The 16,422-nt window shown below is 66.8% G+C and carries 14 protein-coding genes; 4 read left to right on the top strand and 10 right to left on the bottom strand.

The features are described 5' to 3' along the window. Positions 1-29: 29 nt before the first annotated feature. The 3 genes from ACQ5SA_RS08380 to ACQ5SA_RS08370 all read right to left on the bottom strand — a co-directional run bounded on the left by ACQ5SA_RS08380 (position 30) and on the right by ACQ5SA_RS08370 (position 6,886). The gene (locus ACQ5SA_RS08380; protein WP_499313958.1) at positions 30-1,694 is read right to left on the bottom strand and encodes a sensor domain-containing diguanylate cyclase; all 1,665 of its coding nucleotides are present in this window, start codon (positions 1,692-1,694) and stop codon (positions 30-32) included. A gap of 642 nt (positions 1,695-2,336) precedes the next feature. Next, positions 2,337-4,760 (bottom strand): putative bifunctional diguanylate cyclase/phosphodiesterase, encoded by a 2,424-nt coding sequence (locus ACQ5SA_RS08375; protein ID WP_499313957.1) that lies wholly within the window; start codon positions 4,758-4,760, stop codon positions 2,337-2,339. 188 nt (positions 4,761-4,948) lie between these two features. Next, positions 4,949-6,886 (bottom strand): DEAD/DEAH box helicase, encoded by a 1,938-nt coding sequence (locus ACQ5SA_RS08370; protein WP_499313956.1) that lies wholly within the window; start codon positions 6,884-6,886, stop codon positions 4,949-4,951. A 269-nt stretch (positions 6,887-7,155) separates the two neighbouring features. On the opposite strand from ACQ5SA_RS08370, the gene ACQ5SA_RS08365 reads away from it, so the two are divergent. Then, a complete protein-coding gene (locus tag ACQ5SA_RS08365) occupies positions 7,156-7,377 on the top strand; it encodes an RNA-binding S4 domain-containing protein (RefSeq protein WP_089239773.1) in 222 nt (73 codons plus the stop codon). Between the two features lie 15 nt (positions 7,378-7,392). Here the strand turns inward: ACQ5SA_RS08365 and ubiM are convergent, their stop codons facing one another. The 5 genes from ubiM to ACQ5SA_RS08340 all read right to left on the bottom strand — a co-directional run bounded on the left by ubiM (position 7,393) and on the right by ACQ5SA_RS08340 (position 11,482). Then, positions 7,393-8,571: a 5-demethoxyubiquinol-8 5-hydroxylase UbiM gene (gene ubiM, locus ACQ5SA_RS08360; RefSeq protein WP_499313955.1), complete on the bottom strand. Its 1,179-nt coding sequence runs from the start codon at positions 8,569-8,571 to the stop codon at positions 7,393-7,395. Between the two features lie 80 nt (positions 8,572-8,651). After that, a complete protein-coding gene (locus tag ACQ5SA_RS08355) occupies positions 8,652-9,041 on the bottom strand; it encodes an MAPEG family protein (protein ID WP_499313954.1) in 390 nt (129 codons plus the stop codon). 214 nt (positions 9,042-9,255) lie between these two features. Beyond that, complete coding sequence (locus ACQ5SA_RS08350) at positions 9,256-9,654, bottom strand: SMI1/KNR4 family protein (RefSeq protein ID WP_180831398.1); 399 nt, start codon at positions 9,652-9,654, stop codon at positions 9,256-9,258. 60 nt (positions 9,655-9,714) lie between these two features. Beyond that, positions 9,715-10,260, bottom strand: a complete 546-nt coding sequence (locus ACQ5SA_RS08345; protein ID WP_312400515.1) for a DUF4019 domain-containing protein — start codon at positions 10,258-10,260, stop codon at positions 9,715-9,717. A 58-nt stretch (positions 10,261-10,318) separates the two neighbouring features. Further along, positions 10,319-11,482 (bottom strand): COG3904 family protein, encoded by a 1,164-nt coding sequence (locus tag ACQ5SA_RS08340; RefSeq protein ID WP_033830689.1) that lies wholly within the window; start codon positions 11,480-11,482, stop codon positions 10,319-10,321. Positions 11,483-11,914: 432 nt separating this feature from the next. Between ACQ5SA_RS08340 and ACQ5SA_RS08335 the strand changes: the two genes are divergently transcribed. From ACQ5SA_RS08335 to ACQ5SA_RS08325, 3 genes are all read left to right on the top strand, one after another. Further along, a complete protein-coding gene (locus ACQ5SA_RS08335; protein WP_025877730.1) occupies positions 11,915-13,393 on the top strand; it encodes a DNA-3-methyladenine glycosylase 2 family protein in 1,479 nt (492 codons plus the stop codon). Then, positions 13,390-13,881: a methylated-DNA--[protein]-cysteine S-methyltransferase gene (locus tag ACQ5SA_RS08330; protein WP_025877732.1), complete on the top strand. Its 492-nt coding sequence runs from the start codon at positions 13,390-13,392 to the stop codon at positions 13,879-13,881. Before ACQ5SA_RS08335 ends, ACQ5SA_RS08330 begins: the two co-directional genes overlap by 4 nt. A gap of 409 nt (positions 13,882-14,290) precedes the next feature. Next, the gene (locus tag ACQ5SA_RS08325; RefSeq protein WP_499313953.1) at positions 14,291-15,550 is read left to right on the top strand and encodes an alkaline phosphatase family protein; all 1,260 of its coding nucleotides are present in this window, start codon (positions 14,291-14,293) and stop codon (positions 15,548-15,550) included. An 83-nt stretch (positions 15,551-15,633) separates the two neighbouring features. On the opposite strand, the gene ACQ5SA_RS08320 is transcribed toward ACQ5SA_RS08325, so the two are convergent. Then, on the bottom strand, positions 15,634-15,816 hold the full coding sequence (locus ACQ5SA_RS08320; protein ID WP_025879339.1) for a 30S ribosomal protein THX: 183 nt from the start codon (positions 15,814-15,816) through the stop codon (positions 15,634-15,636). A 110-nt stretch (positions 15,817-15,926) separates the two neighbouring features. Continuing rightward, positions 15,927-16,340, bottom strand: a complete 414-nt coding sequence (locus ACQ5SA_RS08315) for a MerC domain-containing protein (protein WP_025879338.1) — start codon at positions 16,338-16,340, stop codon at positions 15,927-15,929. Positions 16,341-16,422 lie beyond the last annotated feature (82 nt).

The raw sequence follows: 16,422 nt of genomic DNA, 5'->3' as shown, positions 1-16,422 counted from the left end.
CATTATCCGGCATCACCGCCCTTCCCGCCTCATGCCGTGGCCAAAGGATCTTCGGTTTCGCCATCGAACACCCGGTTGCGGCCACTGCGCTTGGCCACGTACATGGCGTGGTCGGCCCGTCGCAGCAGCGCGGCCAGGTCATCTTCGGCCGGCCGCCACTGTGCCAGGCCGATGCTGGCGGTCACCTCCAGACCGGATACCTGCAGGTCCCGGCAGGTTTCGGTGATGCGCTGACGCAGGCGTTCCAGGCGGGCGGCAGCGATCTCACGCGGCATTCCCGGCAACAGCAGCAGGAACTCTTCCCCCCCCATGCGCACCACCTGGTCCTCGCTGCGGACCGCGGCGCGTAGCGCGCGCGCCACGGCTACCAGCACCTGGTCGCCGATCTCATGGCCATGACGATCATTGATGTCCTTGAACAGATCGATATCGAGGAATCCGATCACCAGCGGCCCTCTGTCACGCTCGCCGCCCTGCAGATGCTGGGCCAGCTGGTGCAGGCCGGCACGGCGGTTGGGCAGGCCGGTCAGCATGTCGGTCTCGGCGAGCTGGCGCATTTCATCGCGTTGCTGGCGCAGCCGGCCCAGGCGCAGGTTGAGCGCGTAGGCCGCCATCATCAGCAGCCAGGTGACTGCCAGCTGCAGAGCTTCCACCCGGTACGCCATCAGCCAGTGCGCGCTGGCGGCGTCAGCCACGATCAGCACCAGCATCGGCGCCAGTGCGGCCAGTCCGGCCAGCGACCAGACATCTCCGCGCAGCCGCGCCCAGATGCCCATCGCCAACGACAGTGCGCAACCGACGATGAAGGTTCCCTGCAGGACCTGCGCAACCACGCCCAGTCCATCGCGCTGCAACCACGGCACCAGTGCCGCCAGCGTGAGCAGGGACCACAACACCAGCTGCTGGCCCACGCGCGAACGTGGCAGCACGCGGTCACCGCCGTTCAGGCGCCACAGCGCCGGCAACACCAGTGCCTGAGTCGCTGAAGTCAGCGCCAGCAGCCACCAGTCACCGCGCCCCCCGACCCGTAGCCAGGGCTCGGGATAGCCGCTGAGGCCACCGAGGATCGACTGCCACAGCACCAGCACCAGGGTGGCGCCGATGTACATCAGGAAACTGCGGTCACGGGTGGTCAGATAGGCCATCAGCGCCGACAGCGCCAGCGCGATTGCCACGGCGATACATGCGGCGCGCACCAGCAAGCGGGCAGTATCATTCTGCTGCACTGGGCTGGGTGCGCCCAGCTGCAATGTCGGCACCCAGCGCGCCTTCAGCGGCGTCTGCCAGGAGACCAGGAAGGGTTCGTGGCTGCCGGCAGCGGGTACCGCCACCATGCCGATGCCCGCACGGAAGCGCGAATCGCGGGTGCGCGCGTCCTGCATGTTGCCGCAGATCTCGCGGTCACCGTGCTGCAGCCTCACTTCGCCGGCAAAGACATTGAAGACATCCAGCGCCTGCGGTTCGCCGGACCAGCCTCCTGGCGGTGCATTCACCCGTGTCTGCTGGCGCGGCCCGGCCAGCATCTCCGGCGTACACGCGCGATGGGGTGTAGGTTCGGCTGTCGCGGTGCCGACCAGAAGGTAATCGCGGCCGGCGTCGACGCTGCGCGCATGGCCCAGCCATGGCAATGCCAACCACACCAGCAGCAGGACAAGCACCGCCCCTGTTTCGAAACGCACCTGCCTGCCGCCCACGCCACGTCCTGTTCCTGCTTACGTCCGCGCCCACTGCGCGTCGCCCCTGGCGGCATTATCGCAGTCGAAGGCACCGCCGATGTGTAGACCAAAGTGGTGGGGGTATTGGCCGGGCTGCCGCCCGGCACCCGCAGAGGCCGGAGCCGAAGCAACAGCGAAAGCGGCTACCGAGGTGGGCGGGGCGGTATGGGCAGGCAGGACACGCCGTAAACCCATCCATGGGGGCTCGATGGCGCCATCCATGGCGCCAACGGTCCTGCCTGCCCATACCACCCCACCCCTGACAGGGTCCGCCATCTGGTAGATCCACGCCGTGCGTGGATGGATGTTCATACCGATCTCGAAATCATTGAATGGATTGGATGTCATCCACGCATGGCGTGGATCTACGCGTCGACCAAGGTCGACACCCACCAACAGCCGCGTGAACCTGTCGAAGGCGGGGTGGGTCCGGTTGCGGGGGTGTCCGCGGCATGGATGCCGCGGCCAAGCCCCCAGGGATGGGTTTACGGCGTCCCCCGCAACCGGACCCACCCCGCCATCCCCCAGGAACCCCGCTGTTGCTGTTGCTGTTGCTGCTGAGGTTGCCGGCCAGCGGCCGGCACTACCGCGGGCGCCGGGCGCAGCCCGGCCGCAGCACCTTCAGCCGGCAGCCGATGGCCCCTGCGTGCCGGCCAACCGCATCGGCCGCAGGTCGGCCAGGGTCAGCCGCTCCAGCGGCTGCGGCCGTTCGATGGCATAGCCCTGCAGGCCCTGCACGCCCATCCCGGCCAGCGCCTCGGCCACTTCAATGGTCTCCACCCACTCGGCCACCACCTCCATCTGCAGCTCGCGGCCCAGCTCGCTGATCGCGCGCACGCTGGCACGGCTGACCGGATCGGTATCCATGTCACGCACGAAAGCGCCATCGATCTTCAGCATGTCCGCCGGCAGTTGCCGCAGATAGCCGAACGAGGACAGGCCCGAGCCGAAATCATCCAGCGCCACCCGGCATCCGCGCGCCTTGACCGCGTCGATGAAGGCACGTGCCTGGCTCAGGTTGCCGATTGCCGCGGTTTCGGTGATCTCGAAGCAGAGCTTGGACGCCAGTGCGCGGTTGCGCTCCAGCAGGTCGCAGACGAACGCCAGGAATCCCGGCTCGGCGATCGACTGGGCCGACACATTGACGTTGCACAGGCCCAGCTGGCGTACGTGCGCCGGGCACACCTGCAGGTGGCGGAACAGCAGGCCGAGCACGTGCCGGTCCAGCACCACCGCCATGCCGTAGCGCTCCACCGCCGGCATGAACTGGCCCGGCAGGTGCAGCACGCCGTCGCTGTCACGCATGCGCACCAGCACTTCGTAGTGCAGGTACGACGGATCACCCACCTTGGCGATGCGTTGTGCATACAACAGCATCCGGTTCTCGGCCATGGCGCGGCTGACCCGCTGCAGGCGCTCGGCCTCCAGCCGCCGTTCTTCCAGGGCCAGCCGGTTTTCGTTGAAGCAATGCACCCGGTTGCGGCCGGCCTGCTTGGCTGCATAACAGGCACTGTCGGCGGCGCTCATCAACCAGTTCGCGTCCGGTGCGTCGGCCGTCACTTCGACCACGCCCACGCTGCAGCTCAGCTGCGGGCTGCCCTCGCTGACCGGGAGCGTGGCCTGGCCCAGGTTGCGGATCAGCCGTTGCAGCACGCGTTTGGCTTCATCCTGGTTGGCGCGGGCGAGGAACACTGCGAACTCATCCGCGCCCAGGCGGCCCACCCAGTCGCCATCACGCACCGCGCCGACCAGGTACTCGGCGAAGCTGCGCAGCATCTGGTCGCCGGCCGCGTGGCCGAAGCTGTCGTTGACCAGCTTGAAGTGGTCCAGGTTGATGTAGCCCAGCGCATGGGTCCCCCCGTCGGAGCGGACCTGCAGCAGGGATTTTTCCAGCAGGCGCTCGATCTCTCGGCGATTGATCAGGCCGGTCAGTGGATCGTGGCTGGCATGGTGTTCGATCTCGCGTGCCAGGGCATGGTTCTGACTGACGTCCTCGACGATGGCGAACACTGACAGGCCACCGCTGGCCGTACGCACGCCGGTGCCACTCCAGCGTCCCCACACCAGGCTGCCATCACGACGCCGGAAGCGAAGCTCGCCCGGTCGCAGCTGGCGATCCCAGTCGATGCGGCCACCCCCATCGATCACCAGTTCACCCTCCATCAACAGCTCGGCCAGCGACATCTGCAGCAGCACGTCGCGACGATGGTCGAGGATGTCGGCCATCGCCTGGTTGGCCTCCACCACCCGGCCAGCGGCATCCAGCTTGAGCATGCCGACGTTGGCCTGGTAGAAGGCGGCCCGGAAGCGGCTCTCGTGCTCGGTCAGGTCCTTGCCGACCCGGCGGGCCAAGGCAACCGCCATCAGGCTGATCAGCAGGACCGACAGGCCGCCCACGGCCAGGGTCGCGATGCGCACCGCACGGGCCATGCGCAGCAGCGCCTGCGAGAACGCCTGCGCCTGCGCGCGCAGCTGGTGGTCGATGCCCCGCAGCCGGTGCAGATAGTCATCCACGGTCGCCTCGTCCAGCGACCCCGAGCCATGGCGGCGCTGCAGCTCCTCCGACAACGCCTGCAGGGCCAGCAGATCGGCGTCGGTCTGCCGCCACAACCAGGTGGCCTCGCGGAAGGCACCGACATTGCGCGCATGGCGGAACGAGAAGATCAGCCGTGGAATATCGGCGCGGGCGTTGCCCCCACGCAGGAAACCGGCCCGGGCTGTCGCCTCGTCCGGTTCGGGTTGCTCCAGCGCCTTGCGAGCCTGCAGGTCACCCAGCGGAACCTGCAATGCCCGTTGGGCATCCTGCAGATCCTGCAGATGGCCACGCGCCAGGTAACGGCTCAGCGCTGCGGTGGCGTCCTGCTGCCCCCGTGACCAGTAGCCCTGCCCGGCGATCCACGCGGTCGATGCCGCCTGCAGCTCCTGGATCACGGCTGACAGCGCGACCAATCCGATCGCCATGCCCGTCAACAGCGCAAATCGCAGTCCCAGCCCGCGGGTCATCGGTACCCGTCGACGCTGTTGGTCCATGCCACGTCTACCCATCCTGGATCCCCCGAATGTGCTGCGGTGACAATCTCCTACGGAACCGGGCCAGCCTAGAACCGGGGATGTGTGGGCCATGCGAAACCGGACCCGGCCGGTGACCGGCAGCGGTGGCCGAGCCGGCCTTACGCCCCACAAATGACAACGCCAGCCCGGAGGCTGGCGTTGTTCATCTACTTCAGTGCGGCTTAGAAGCTGCGCGGACCGCGCGGCTTGTTGAAGCCATCACGACGCGGCGGACGGCTGTCGCGGTCGCCGCCGGGGCCACCCGGACCACTGCGACGCGGACCACCCGGACCGCCCGGGCCACCCGGACCGCCCGGACCACGCTTGTCGAAGCGCGGCTTGAACGGACGCGAAGCCGGATTAACTTCTTCACCGGCCGCCAACGGGCGCATCTGCAACTGCTGACCGGACACCCACACCTTCTGCAGGTGGGTCAGCACGTCCGACGGCATCTGTGCCGGCAGATCCAGCAGCGAGAAGTCGTCATGGATGTCGATACGACCGATGAAGCGGCTTTCCAGGCCGGCTTCGTTGGCGATGGCGCCGACGATGTTGGCCGGCTTCACGCCATGCTGGTGGCCGACCGAAATGCGGTAGGTCTCCATGCCCTGCTCCGGTGCACCGCGCGGCGGCACATCACGGCGCGGGCGCTGCTCGAAGCCGCCCTCGGCATCGTCACGACGCGGGCCACGCTCGAAGCGCGGGCCGCGCTCGTTGCGGTCGCCGCGTTCCGGGCGCTCGGTGCGCTCGAAACGCTCACGCGGCGCGCGCTCTTCGCGCGGTGCACGCACCGGCGGCTGCAGCAGGAACGGGGTATCGCCCTGCATCATCTTGGCAAGTGCGGCAGCCACTTCGATGGCCGGCACGTTCTGCTCGGCTTCGAAGCGCTCCAGCAGCTGGCGGTAGAAGTCCAGGCCGCCCTGGCCCAGGGTCTCGGTGATGCGCGAGGTGAACTTGCTGATGCGGTTGTCGTTGACCGCTTCCACGCTCGGCAGCTGCATTTCTTCGATCGGCTGACGGGTCGCACGCTCGATCTGGCGCAGCATGCCCTTTTCGCGCGGGGTGGCGAACAGGATCGCTTCACCGCTGCGGCCGGCACGGCCGGTACGGCCGATACGGTGCACGTAGCTTTCGGTGTCGTACGGGATGTCGTAGTTCAGCACGTGGCTGATGCGCTCCACGTCCAGGCCACGGGCGGCCACGTCGGTGGCAACCAGGATGTCCAGCTTGCCTTCCTTCAGCATGGCGATGGTGCGCTCACGCTGGGCCTGCTGCATGTCACCGTTGATGGCGGCAGCGGCCAGGCCACGGGCCTGCAGCTTGCTGGCCAGTTCCTCGGTGCCGGCCTTGGTGCGCGCGAAGACGATCATCGCGTCGAACGGCTCGACTTCCAGGATGCGGGTCAGCGCGTCCAGCTTGTGCATGCCGCTCACCCACCAGTAACGCTGGCGGATGTTGGCCGAGGTGGTGGTCTTGGTCGCGATGGTGACTTCGACCGGGTCCTTCAGGTAGGTCTGTGCGATACGACGGATGGCCGGCGGCATGGTCGCCGAGAACAGCGCCACCTGGCGCTTCTCCGGCAGCTTCTTCAGCACCGCTTCGACGTCGTCGATGAAGCCCATGCGCAGCATTTCATCGGCTTCATCCAGCACCAGCGTCTTCAGCTCGGACAGGTCCAGCGTGCTGCGGTTCAGATGGTCGATGACGCGGCCGGGGGTACCGACCACGATGTGCACGCCGCGGCGCAGGGCCGTCAGCTGCTGGCCGTACGGCTGGCCGCCGTACACCGGCAGCACGCGGAAGCCGGGGATCTTCGAGGAATAGGACTGGAACGCCTCGGCAACCTGGATGGCCAGCTCGCGGGTCGGGGCCAGCACCAGGGCCTGCGGCTTGATCTGCTGCAGGTCGATGTTGGACAGCACCGGCAGCGCGAACGCTGCGGTCTTGCCGGTACCGGTCTGGGCCTGGCCCAGCACGTCGCGGCCTTCCAGCATTGCCGGAATGGTGGCGGCCTGGATCGGCGACGGCGTTTCGTAGCCGATGGCAGTGACAGCCTGCATGACGGGCTCGGACAGGCCGAGCTGCGCGAACTGCAGCTGCGCTTGGGTTTCTTGGGACATGGGGAACTCCGAAGGCACTGCCACGAGCATGGCAGGCGAAAAAAAGGGGGATTCCGCGCTTTGGGCGCCCTTCTTATCGCGTGCCCTGGCGCTGCTCGGTTGAAGCTGAGGTTTTACTCGCTCAGAGCGGAATGATACCGCACTGTTCCTGAACAAGGTGTACAGGAAACCAACGGCATGCCGTTACAGCCCGCCGTGGCGCACAATAGGCGCCCATTTTACCGCTGCGGGCCCCGTCCTGCAGCGCCTGCCCCAGGAAACCCTGTTCCATGCAGATCCTCGAATTCGACCTCGACGGCGACTACGTCGAACTCAAGCAGTTGCTCAAGCTGGCCGACCTGGTCACCAGCGGTGGCGAAGCCAAGATGGTCATCAGCGAAGGCCTGGTGCTGGTCGATGGCGAGGTCGAGCTGCGCAAGGCCTGCAAGATCCGCGCTGGCCAGGTGGTCGAGTTCAACGACAGCCAGATCCGGGTGCTGGCCGCCGTTTGAGTCATCGCGCGGCCGTCAGGCCACGCGCTGGGTCAGGTGGGCGGCAATCAGCTGCCGGAACGGCGCCACCCCTTGAGCCACCCGCAACCCCGCCGCGCGCAACAGGCGCGCCGGCCGTCGGTCATCGGTGTACAGGCTGGCAATCGCATTGGTCGCCTCATACAGCGGCCGCGCTGCCAGCCGATGCCCGCGCTGGTAGCTGCCCAGCATGCCGGCGGCGGCGATGTCCGCCCCGCGCCGCCGCTGCTCTGCAATGCCCTGCGCCAGCCGCTGTGCGCTGGCCAGGCCCAGGTTGAAACCATGTGCGGTGACCGGGTGCATGCCCACCGCAGCATCGCCGATCAGAGCCGAACGTTCGCCGACGAAGCGCTGCGCATACACCCCGACCAGGGGATAGGCCTGCGGCGTCGCCACCGGCTGCATGCGGCCCAGCCGGTGCTCGAAGAAACCGCCGATGGCGTCGCCGAACGCGATCTCATCCATCGCCAGCAGTTCTTCGATCTGCCGCGGTGGCAGGGTGATCACCGCCGATGCCTGGCCTTCGTTGAGCGGCAGCAGTGCCATCGTGCGGCCATAGCCGAACCATTCCCACGCCGTGTGGTGATGGTCGCGCTCGACCTGCATCCTGCAGACCAGCATCGACTTGCCGAAGTCACGCATCTGCGCACCGATGCCGAGCATGCGGCGGGTACCGGAGAAGCGACTGTCGGCACATACCAGCAGGCGCGCGTGAAGCTCGCTGCCATCATCCAGGCGCACCACGTGGCCTTGGATGTCGGCGCGCACCGCCTGCACCTTGCGACCATCGAACAGCTCCAGCCCGTCCTGGCCCTGCACCGCCTGCCAGGCCGCGCGGCGGATCAGATGGTTGGGCACGAGCCAGCCCAACGGCTGGCCATCCACCTGGCTGCTGGCGAAGGTGAGCGCGAATGGCGACCCGCCGTTCATCACCCGCGCATCGCGCAGCTCCGCAACCTCGGTCTCGGGCAGGCGTTGCCACAGGCCCAGTTGTTCCAGGCTCTGTCGCGACGCATGGGTCAGGGCGATTTCACGGCCATCGAAGGCGGCATCGGCCAAGGCCTGGCGCGGCTGCACCTCGACCAGCCCGACCTGCAGGCCCGTGCCGGCCAGCGCGCGTGCAAAACACAACCCGGCCGGTCCGGCGCCGACCACCACCACGTCCATCCTGCGCATGCGCGCCTCCCGCCGTTGATCCAGTCGCGGCCAGCATAGCGCCGCGCGCCTGACCGGCCTTGATCTGGATCAGCTGCACTTCACAGCAGCGCGAACACCAGCGCCAGGATCGACAGGATCGATACCAGCCAGACCAGGCTGCGCACATAGGGCACGCCCGCCGCGTACAACGGCAGGTACACCACACGGGCCCAGAAGTAGACCTGCGCCGCCAGCGCCGTGGTGTCACTGCCCCGCCCGGCCACCACCACCGCGATAGCAGCGGCAGCGAAGAACGGGAAGGTCTCGAAGAAGTTGGATTGCGCCCGCTGCAGGCGCCCTGCCAGCGGGCTCAGCGGCTTGGACGAGTCGTCACGTGCGGAGGCGTTCCATTTCATCCCGCGCTCGTGGGTGACCACGGTGGAGGCGGCAAAGATGTAGACGAAACCCAGCAGCATCGCCCACGCCAGCATCGTCAGTTCGGTTGTCATCATTCATCCACGGCGAAAAGTTGATCGGAGGATCGCTTGTTACTTCGGCCTAATGCGCAGGCTGCTTATAACTTCATTCCAGTAACGCACAGCCTCAAAGTGCTGCTGTCTCGTCAACCAGGTTTTGTTCTCAGGGCTGATCGGATCACCACCAACGATAGCGGGCTTAATCTCGAACAGCTCCATGCCCTTGGGACGTGAGTACTTATTCAGGTCAATCATTTTCGTCTGCCAATCGAGCAAACAGATCGGGAAGGTCGCTCGCTACCGAGATGGCATGCTGACGATCCATGCCTATAAACGGAATACGAACTATCGGCATTTCTGCATCCAATGCGTCAAACCCATATGCTTCCCCTCCGCCGTTAGAAGCGAACAAAAATATACCGGGCGCATATGTCTCGACTTCATATTCACGATTGAAATCGACCACCTCTTCTGCTTTCCAGAAAATGACGTAGTTATCGCCAATGAACCCTTCGCCACCGTCGTGCGCCCTGAGGAATTCAATGTAACTCTCGGGAAGTGCCACTCCCAAGGGTGTCGACAGACCATCAACCGCCGAAGCTTCGGCCGGACAATTAAGCCGCCCCTCTGTCAGGTGATACTTCATAGCTGTTTTTCCAGATCTTTCTGCAAGTGGCTCCACCAATAAGTCATCTGCTACCAACCCTCAGGGTGTCGACGCGCGCAGGCTGTAGCCGGCCAAGCGCCAGGTCTGGTCTTCGTCGAAGCGGAACGACACCAGCTCGCGTACCGGCTGCGCGCTGTTGGCGAAACGGGTCGGGAAGCTGACGTTGATGTACAGGCCCTCGGGCACGGCAGCACCTGCAGCGTATTTCACGCGGGTGATGGTCGGCTGGCCACGCCCGGCCAACGCGCCAAGACGCGTGCGGTCTGCCGCAAGCTGGCTGACGAAGGCCGTCTTGGGCACTGCGCGGCGGGCAACCGCCGAGGCGCCGTCCCACAACTCACCGGCCCGATTGGCGTCGACCAGTTGCGCGGCCTTCAATGCGGCACTGCCCATTTCCGCGTCCTGTTTCTGCACCTGCGCCTGCTGGGCCGGGCTCAATGCCGGCGCGGCAGCAGTGGCCGGCTTTGCGGCCGTCGGTGCGCTCGGCGCGGGGCGAGCCGGGGCCGGTGCGGGCGTGGCCGGCGCCGGCGTTTGCGCCAGTGCAGCCAGGGGCAACAGGGACAGCAGCAGGAGCACGCGCTTCATGGACACCGCCGGTTCGATGGAAAGAACCGCAGTCTACGCCAGCGCAGTGAGTGGACCGTCAGCGCGCCTGGACGCTGCCTTCCACCGCGCCCGCCTCGGCCTGCGCCGCCGGTGCCGCCGATGCCGCGGGCAGCTGCTCGGCCACCGGCGGCTGCTCCGGCGGTGCCGGGGGCAGCGTAGCCACGTCGATCTCCGACAGCGGGCTTTCCTCCGGGCACACCGGGTCGGGGAAGCCGAAACGCTGCTTCAGCGACTGGCCACAGCTGTTGATCGATTCCATGTCGGCACCGTCGCGCTTGCACTGCTGGTCGAACGCCACCAGGAACGCATCCTTGCGCTGCACGAAGTCGTCGCCGCAGGTACGCATCTGCTTGATCCGCTCCAGGTCGTCCTGCACGGCGTTGGTCCCGTCCAGGCCGTACTGGCGAAGCTCTTCGGCCGTCAGCAGGCGCAGGCTGCGGTTGGGCACGGTCATCATCAGGTCGGCCACACCCACCGCCACACCATTGCGCTGCAGATAATCCTTCACGTTGTCATAGACCTCGTGCAGCTCGCGGTTGAGTTCCGCGCGCGAAGTGGCCTTGGAACTGATGCGCATCATGCGGTGGATGCCGACCTTGCCGGTCAACAGGCGGTTGTCGCCGGCAGCCAGCACGAACACGCAGGCGCTGTGGCAGATCGAGCCCTCGCGCACCCAGATGGTCCAGCCGGATTCGCCGATGCTGTCGCCGGCAACGATGGCCGATTCCACCTGGCCACCGCTGGAATCCAGATCCAGGATGCGCTTGTGGATCTGCAGCTCGTCGGCGACCACGGCCAGCCGCCACATCATCTCGGCAAACCCGGGGTTGATCTTGCCGTTGTAGCGCACGCGCAGCAGGCCACGCTCGGCGCACGGCGCCAGCGCCTGCTTCAGCTGTTCGCGCTGCAGGCCTTCCAGCTCAACACCATCGCCGCCGTCGCCGGCGTAATCGGTGGTGCAGCTGACCCAGGCCTTGCCGTTTTCCAGCTGCGCCTGCGGCCAGGGCCGATCAGCCCGGCTGCGCGCCTGTGCCGGTGGTGGCGGCGCATCGGCGGCATTGATCGACACCATGTTTTCGCCATCGCTGGCCGGGGCCCGCGTGGCCTTGTCGGCAGCGGTGACGTTGCCGGGGTTCTCCAACTGGCTGCAGCCCGCCAGGGCCAGGAACAACAGGGGCAACCAGCGGAGTTTGGCGGACATCGGGCAACCGGATTCAGACAGGCAAGAACCACAGTCTACCCGTCCATGGCGCGCATTCAGCGCCCGCCACTGAACCTGTTCTGACCCTCTGACCCTGTCATTTCCCGTCCCAGCGACATCGACATCCCACACAACATTGCGTGGATCCACCATGTCGACCAAGGTCGACACCCACCAACAGCAGCGGGAACCTGTCGAAGGCGGGGTGGATCCGGTTGCAGGGGTGTCCGCGGCATGGATGCCGCGGCCAAGCTTACAGGGACGTACTTGCAGCGTCCCCTGCAACCGGACCCACCCCGCCATCCCACGGCTAGCCCGCTGTTGCCGTTGCCGTTGCCTTTGCGGGTGCCGGGCGCAGCCCGGCCAGGCCCCTCCAGCATCCATGTCCGAATATGGCGAGTACTACCGCCCGCAGGCGCCTAGACTGGCGCCATGGATACCGCACTCGCCCTCGACACTGCCGCCTGCGATCGCGCCCGCCTGGCCCGTGATGCACGCTTCGACGGCGTGTTCTTCACCGCCGTGCGCAGCACCGGCATCTACTGCCGGCCGGTGTGCCCGGCGCCACCACCGAAGCCGCGCAACATCACCTATTTCCCCACGGCAGCGGCCGCTGCGTCCGCCGGCTATCGCCCCTGCCTGCGCTGTCGCCCCGAGCTGGCCCCGCTGGCACAACAGGCGCTGGCCGGACAGGCCGTGCAGCGTGCCCTGGCGCTGATCCATGCCGGCTTCCTGCAGGACCAGCCGGTGGCCGAGCTGGCGGGAAAGATCGGCCTCAGCGCACGCCAGCTGCAACGCCTGTTCGTCGAACGGCTGGGCGCAACGCCAGGGCAGATCCACGCAACCCATCGCCTGCTGCTGGCCAAGCAGCTGCTGACCGAAACCACGCTGCCGGTGACCGACGTGGCACTGGCCGCTGGATACAACAGCCTGCGCCGCTTCAATACGGCATTCCTGCAGGGCTGCGGCATGGCGCCTACCGTACTGCGCCGCCAACACCATCCCCTGGCCGCCGACGATGGCGGGCTGGTGCTGCGCCTGGGCTATCGACCGCCGCTGGATTTCCCCCGCATGCTGGCCTTCCTGCGCAAGCGCAGCCTGCCCGGCATCGAACTGATCGGGGAAGACAGTTACCAGCGCGTGTTGGGCACAGCCGAGCGCCCCGCTCTGCTGCGCGTCACCGCCGACCCGAAGCGGCCCGAGCTGCGCCTGCAACTGGGCGCGGTCGACCCACGCCTGATTCCGGACATCGTGCGCCGCGTGCGTCGCGTGTTCGACCTGGACGCCGACCTGCAGCAGGTGCACGCCGCGCTGGGCGACGAACCTCTGTTGGCGCGCGGCATCGCCGAGCGCCCCGGCCTGCGCGTGCCAGGCGGATGGGACGGCTTCGAGGTGGGCGTGCGCGCGGTACTGGGCCAGCAGGTCAGCGTGGCCGCGGCCACCACGTTCGCGCGCCGGCTGGTCGATGCCTACGGTGCGCACCTGCCCGGCATGCCGTCCGAATTCGACCGTCAGTTTCCAGCGCCGGACGTACTGGCCGACGCGCCGCTGGAATCGATCGGCCTGCCACGCAGCCGCGCCGCCACCGTGCGCGCCCTCGCCGCAGCCTGCGCCAGCGGCCAGCTGGACTTCGGGCCGGGGCAGGCACTGGAGGAATTCGTCGCCCGCTGCGTGGCCCTGCCCGGCATCGGCCCGTGGACGGCGCAGTACATTGCGCTGCGCGGGCTCGGCCAGCCTGATGCCTTTCCCGCCGGTGACCTGGTGCTGCAGCAGGTGCTGGGCCATGCACAGGGCCAGCGTCTCAGCGAACGCGCCACCGAAGCGCGTTCGCAATCGTGGCGCCCATGGCGCGCCTATGCCGTGCTGCATCTGTGGCACCTGTCCGGCACTTTCGTTGGAGAACCCTCATGAACCTGTTGTTCGATCGTTTCGACACACCGATCGGTGAACTGACCATCGCCGGGGATGAGAATGGCCTGGCCCACGTCCTGTTCCCGGAAAACCGCCATCCTGCACGCGGCCGCGAGCACTGGCATTACGCGCCCGGCGCATTGCCGGAGGCGCGCGAACAGTTGCTGCAGTACCTGCACGGTGAGCGCAGCGGTTTCGACCTGGCGCTGGCACCGCATGGCACGCCATTCCAACTGCGCGTCTGGCATGCGCTGGCGTTGATTCCCTTCGGCCAGACCTGGAGCTACCTGCAGCTGGCGCAGCAGCTGGGTCAGCCGACGGCGACCCGTGCGGTCGGCGCGGCCAATGGCCGCAATCCGTTGCCGATCGTGCTGCCGTGCCATCGCGTGATCGGCAGCAACGGTACGTTGACCGGCTTCGGTGGTGGCCTGGAAACCAAGGCAGCGTTGTTGCGGCTGGAGCAGCGACAGGCACCGCTGTTTGCATGAGGGTTGGAGGCAGGGCTGCGCCCTGCACCCGCTACAAGCCAGAGCAACGTCAACGTCAACGTCAACATCAACGTCCAAAGCGGGCTATCCGTGGGTGGTCGGGGCGGTGTCGGATTGCGGGGTCGCCGCAAGTACGTCCTTGTAGGCTTGGCCGCGGCATCCATGCCGCGGACACCCCGCAATCCGACACCGCCCCGCCTTCGACAGGTTCCCGGTGACGGCTTGATTCGTTCCGGTAGATCCACGCCATGCGTGGATGGAAGCATCTGCAATCTGTCTGGAGAAGAGCCCCCTTTTGTTAAAGGGGGCGCGCCAAGGGCGCGGGGGATAAGGTGAAATGCGCGGACACGCGGCGCCCAAAGGCGCCACGTGTCTTTGGTACGTCATCGCTGCGGATTATCATGGGCGGATGACATCCGTACGCCTGACCTGCACGCTGGCGCTGCTGCTGCCCCTGGCCGCCTGCACCACTACGCCTTCGTCTTCGACAATCGCTGCGGCAAGCGGCTCGAATGCGACCCCGGCCACGCCGCCGAAGCTGCTGCTGATCTCCATCGACGGCCTGCGCGCCGATGCGCTGGATCGCGGCCTCACCCCGAACCTGCAACGGATCATCGACGGTGGTGTGCGTGCGCGCTGGATGACGCCCTCCTATCCGTCCCTCACCTTCCCCAACCACTACACGCTGGTCACCGGCCTGCGTCCGGACCACCACGGCATCATCAACAACAGCATGGACGACGCTGCGTTGGGGCGCTTCGCGCTGCACGACCGCACTGCGGTGACCAACAGCGGATGGTGGGGCGGTGAACCGATCTGGGTGGGTGCCGAGAAGGTCGGCGTGCGCACCGCCACCACGTCATGGCCGGGCAGCGAAGCCGAGATCCAAGGCACACGGCCCAGCCAATGGCGCATTTACGACGCCAAGGAACCGCTGGAACAGCGTGCGCAGACGGTGCTCGACTGGCTGTCGCAGACCGATGCCGATGCGCCGCGCCTGACCACGCTGTACATGGAGCATGTGGACAAGGCCGGCCACAACTTTGGCCCCGAATCCAGGCAGTACACCGAGGCCATCGTGCATGCCGACCGGATCATCGGCCAGGTGCTCGATGGCTTGCAGCAGCACGGCTTGTCCGACAGCACCAACGTGATCGTGGTCTCCGATCACGGCATGGCGTCGGTGCCGGAGGGACAGGTGATCGCCCTCGAATCGATGGTTGACCCTGCCATCGCGCGCAACGTCAGCGCAGGCCAGTCGGTCGGCTTCGCGCCGGTGGTGGGACGCGAAGCAGAGGCCGAGCGTGCCCTGCTCGGTCGCCACGCACACTACGAATGCTGGAAGAAGGAGAACCTTCCGGCCCGCTGGCATTACGGCACCCATCCGCGCGTGCCGGCCATCGTCTGCCAGATGGATGAAGGCTGGGACGCGCTGACGCGCGAGAAGATCGCCAAGCGCGAGCACGCCGATCGCGGCTCACATGGCTACGACAACGCGTTGCCGTCGATGCGCGCGGTGTTCGTCGCCCGTGGCCCTTCATTCCGGCAAGGCCTGGTGATCGACGGTTTCGACAATGTCGACGTCTACCCGCTGCTGGCGCACCTGCTGCAGGTGCCGGAAGCGGCCAACGATGGCAACGCGCAGACGCTGCAGAAAACACTGCGCTGATCGCGGCGTTACGCCCTGACCGACGGGCAAAAAAAAACGCGGCGCCGAGCGCCGCGTTTTCTTTGGACCGATCGGTCGGCGGATCAGCCGGCCTTGGCCACTGCCTTCTTGGCCACAGCCTTCTTCGCCGGAGCCTTGGCCACGGTCTTCTTGGCAACCGGGGCGGCGGCGCCTACAGCGACCTTGCTCGCGGTGTGCGAACGGGCGTTGCCGTAGCTGGCGTTGTAGCGCTTGCCCTTGGCGGTCTTGCGGTCACCCTTACCCATGTCATCAACTCCTCAAGTATGAAATCTGGTTACCCCGTTCTGACACGGGTTTGGCGGGACCGTCTTGCTGGACGCCCCCGCGCACGATCGGAAATCCTAGCACGCCGGGCCTAGTGCGCGCAGCTTGCGTCGTGCACGTGCCCGTGATTCAGGCGCAGATTGACCAGATGCGCGATGCCGACCAGCAGCCCGCCCAGGGTCATCACCACCGCATGCGGCACCGCGTTGTGGTGCAGCGGGTCGTAGAGCACGCCGGCCCACAAAGCGACCAGGCCGGGAATCAGGAACGCCAGCGCACGCAGCGCGCCGTGCCGCCGGTAACCCCAGACCAGGCTGAACAAGCCCAGCAGGGTCACGAACACCACCAGCGCTTTTTCCACGCCATCACTGAGCCAGAAAGACAGGCCCAGCGAGGGCGCCGCTGCCAGCAGCAGCGGAATCACTGCGCAATGCACCGCGCACAGCATCGAACCAGTGGCGCCAAAGCGATCGAGCAGGTGGCGCAGGCGTGAGGGCAAAGGCATGACTTCCAGCAGGGCGGCGAATCGTTATGGAATAATATAACATCGATCCCCGACCCGCACGTTTTCCCTCCCCCTGTCCCGC

This window comes from Stenotrophomonas indicatrix, assembly GCF_050573115.1.
Classification (GTDB): Bacteria; Pseudomonadota; Gammaproteobacteria; order Xanthomonadales; family Xanthomonadaceae; genus Stenotrophomonas; species Stenotrophomonas lactitubi_A.
Note: the sequence above shows the minus strand (reverse complement) of the source record. Positions and strands in the feature narration are given on the sequence as shown.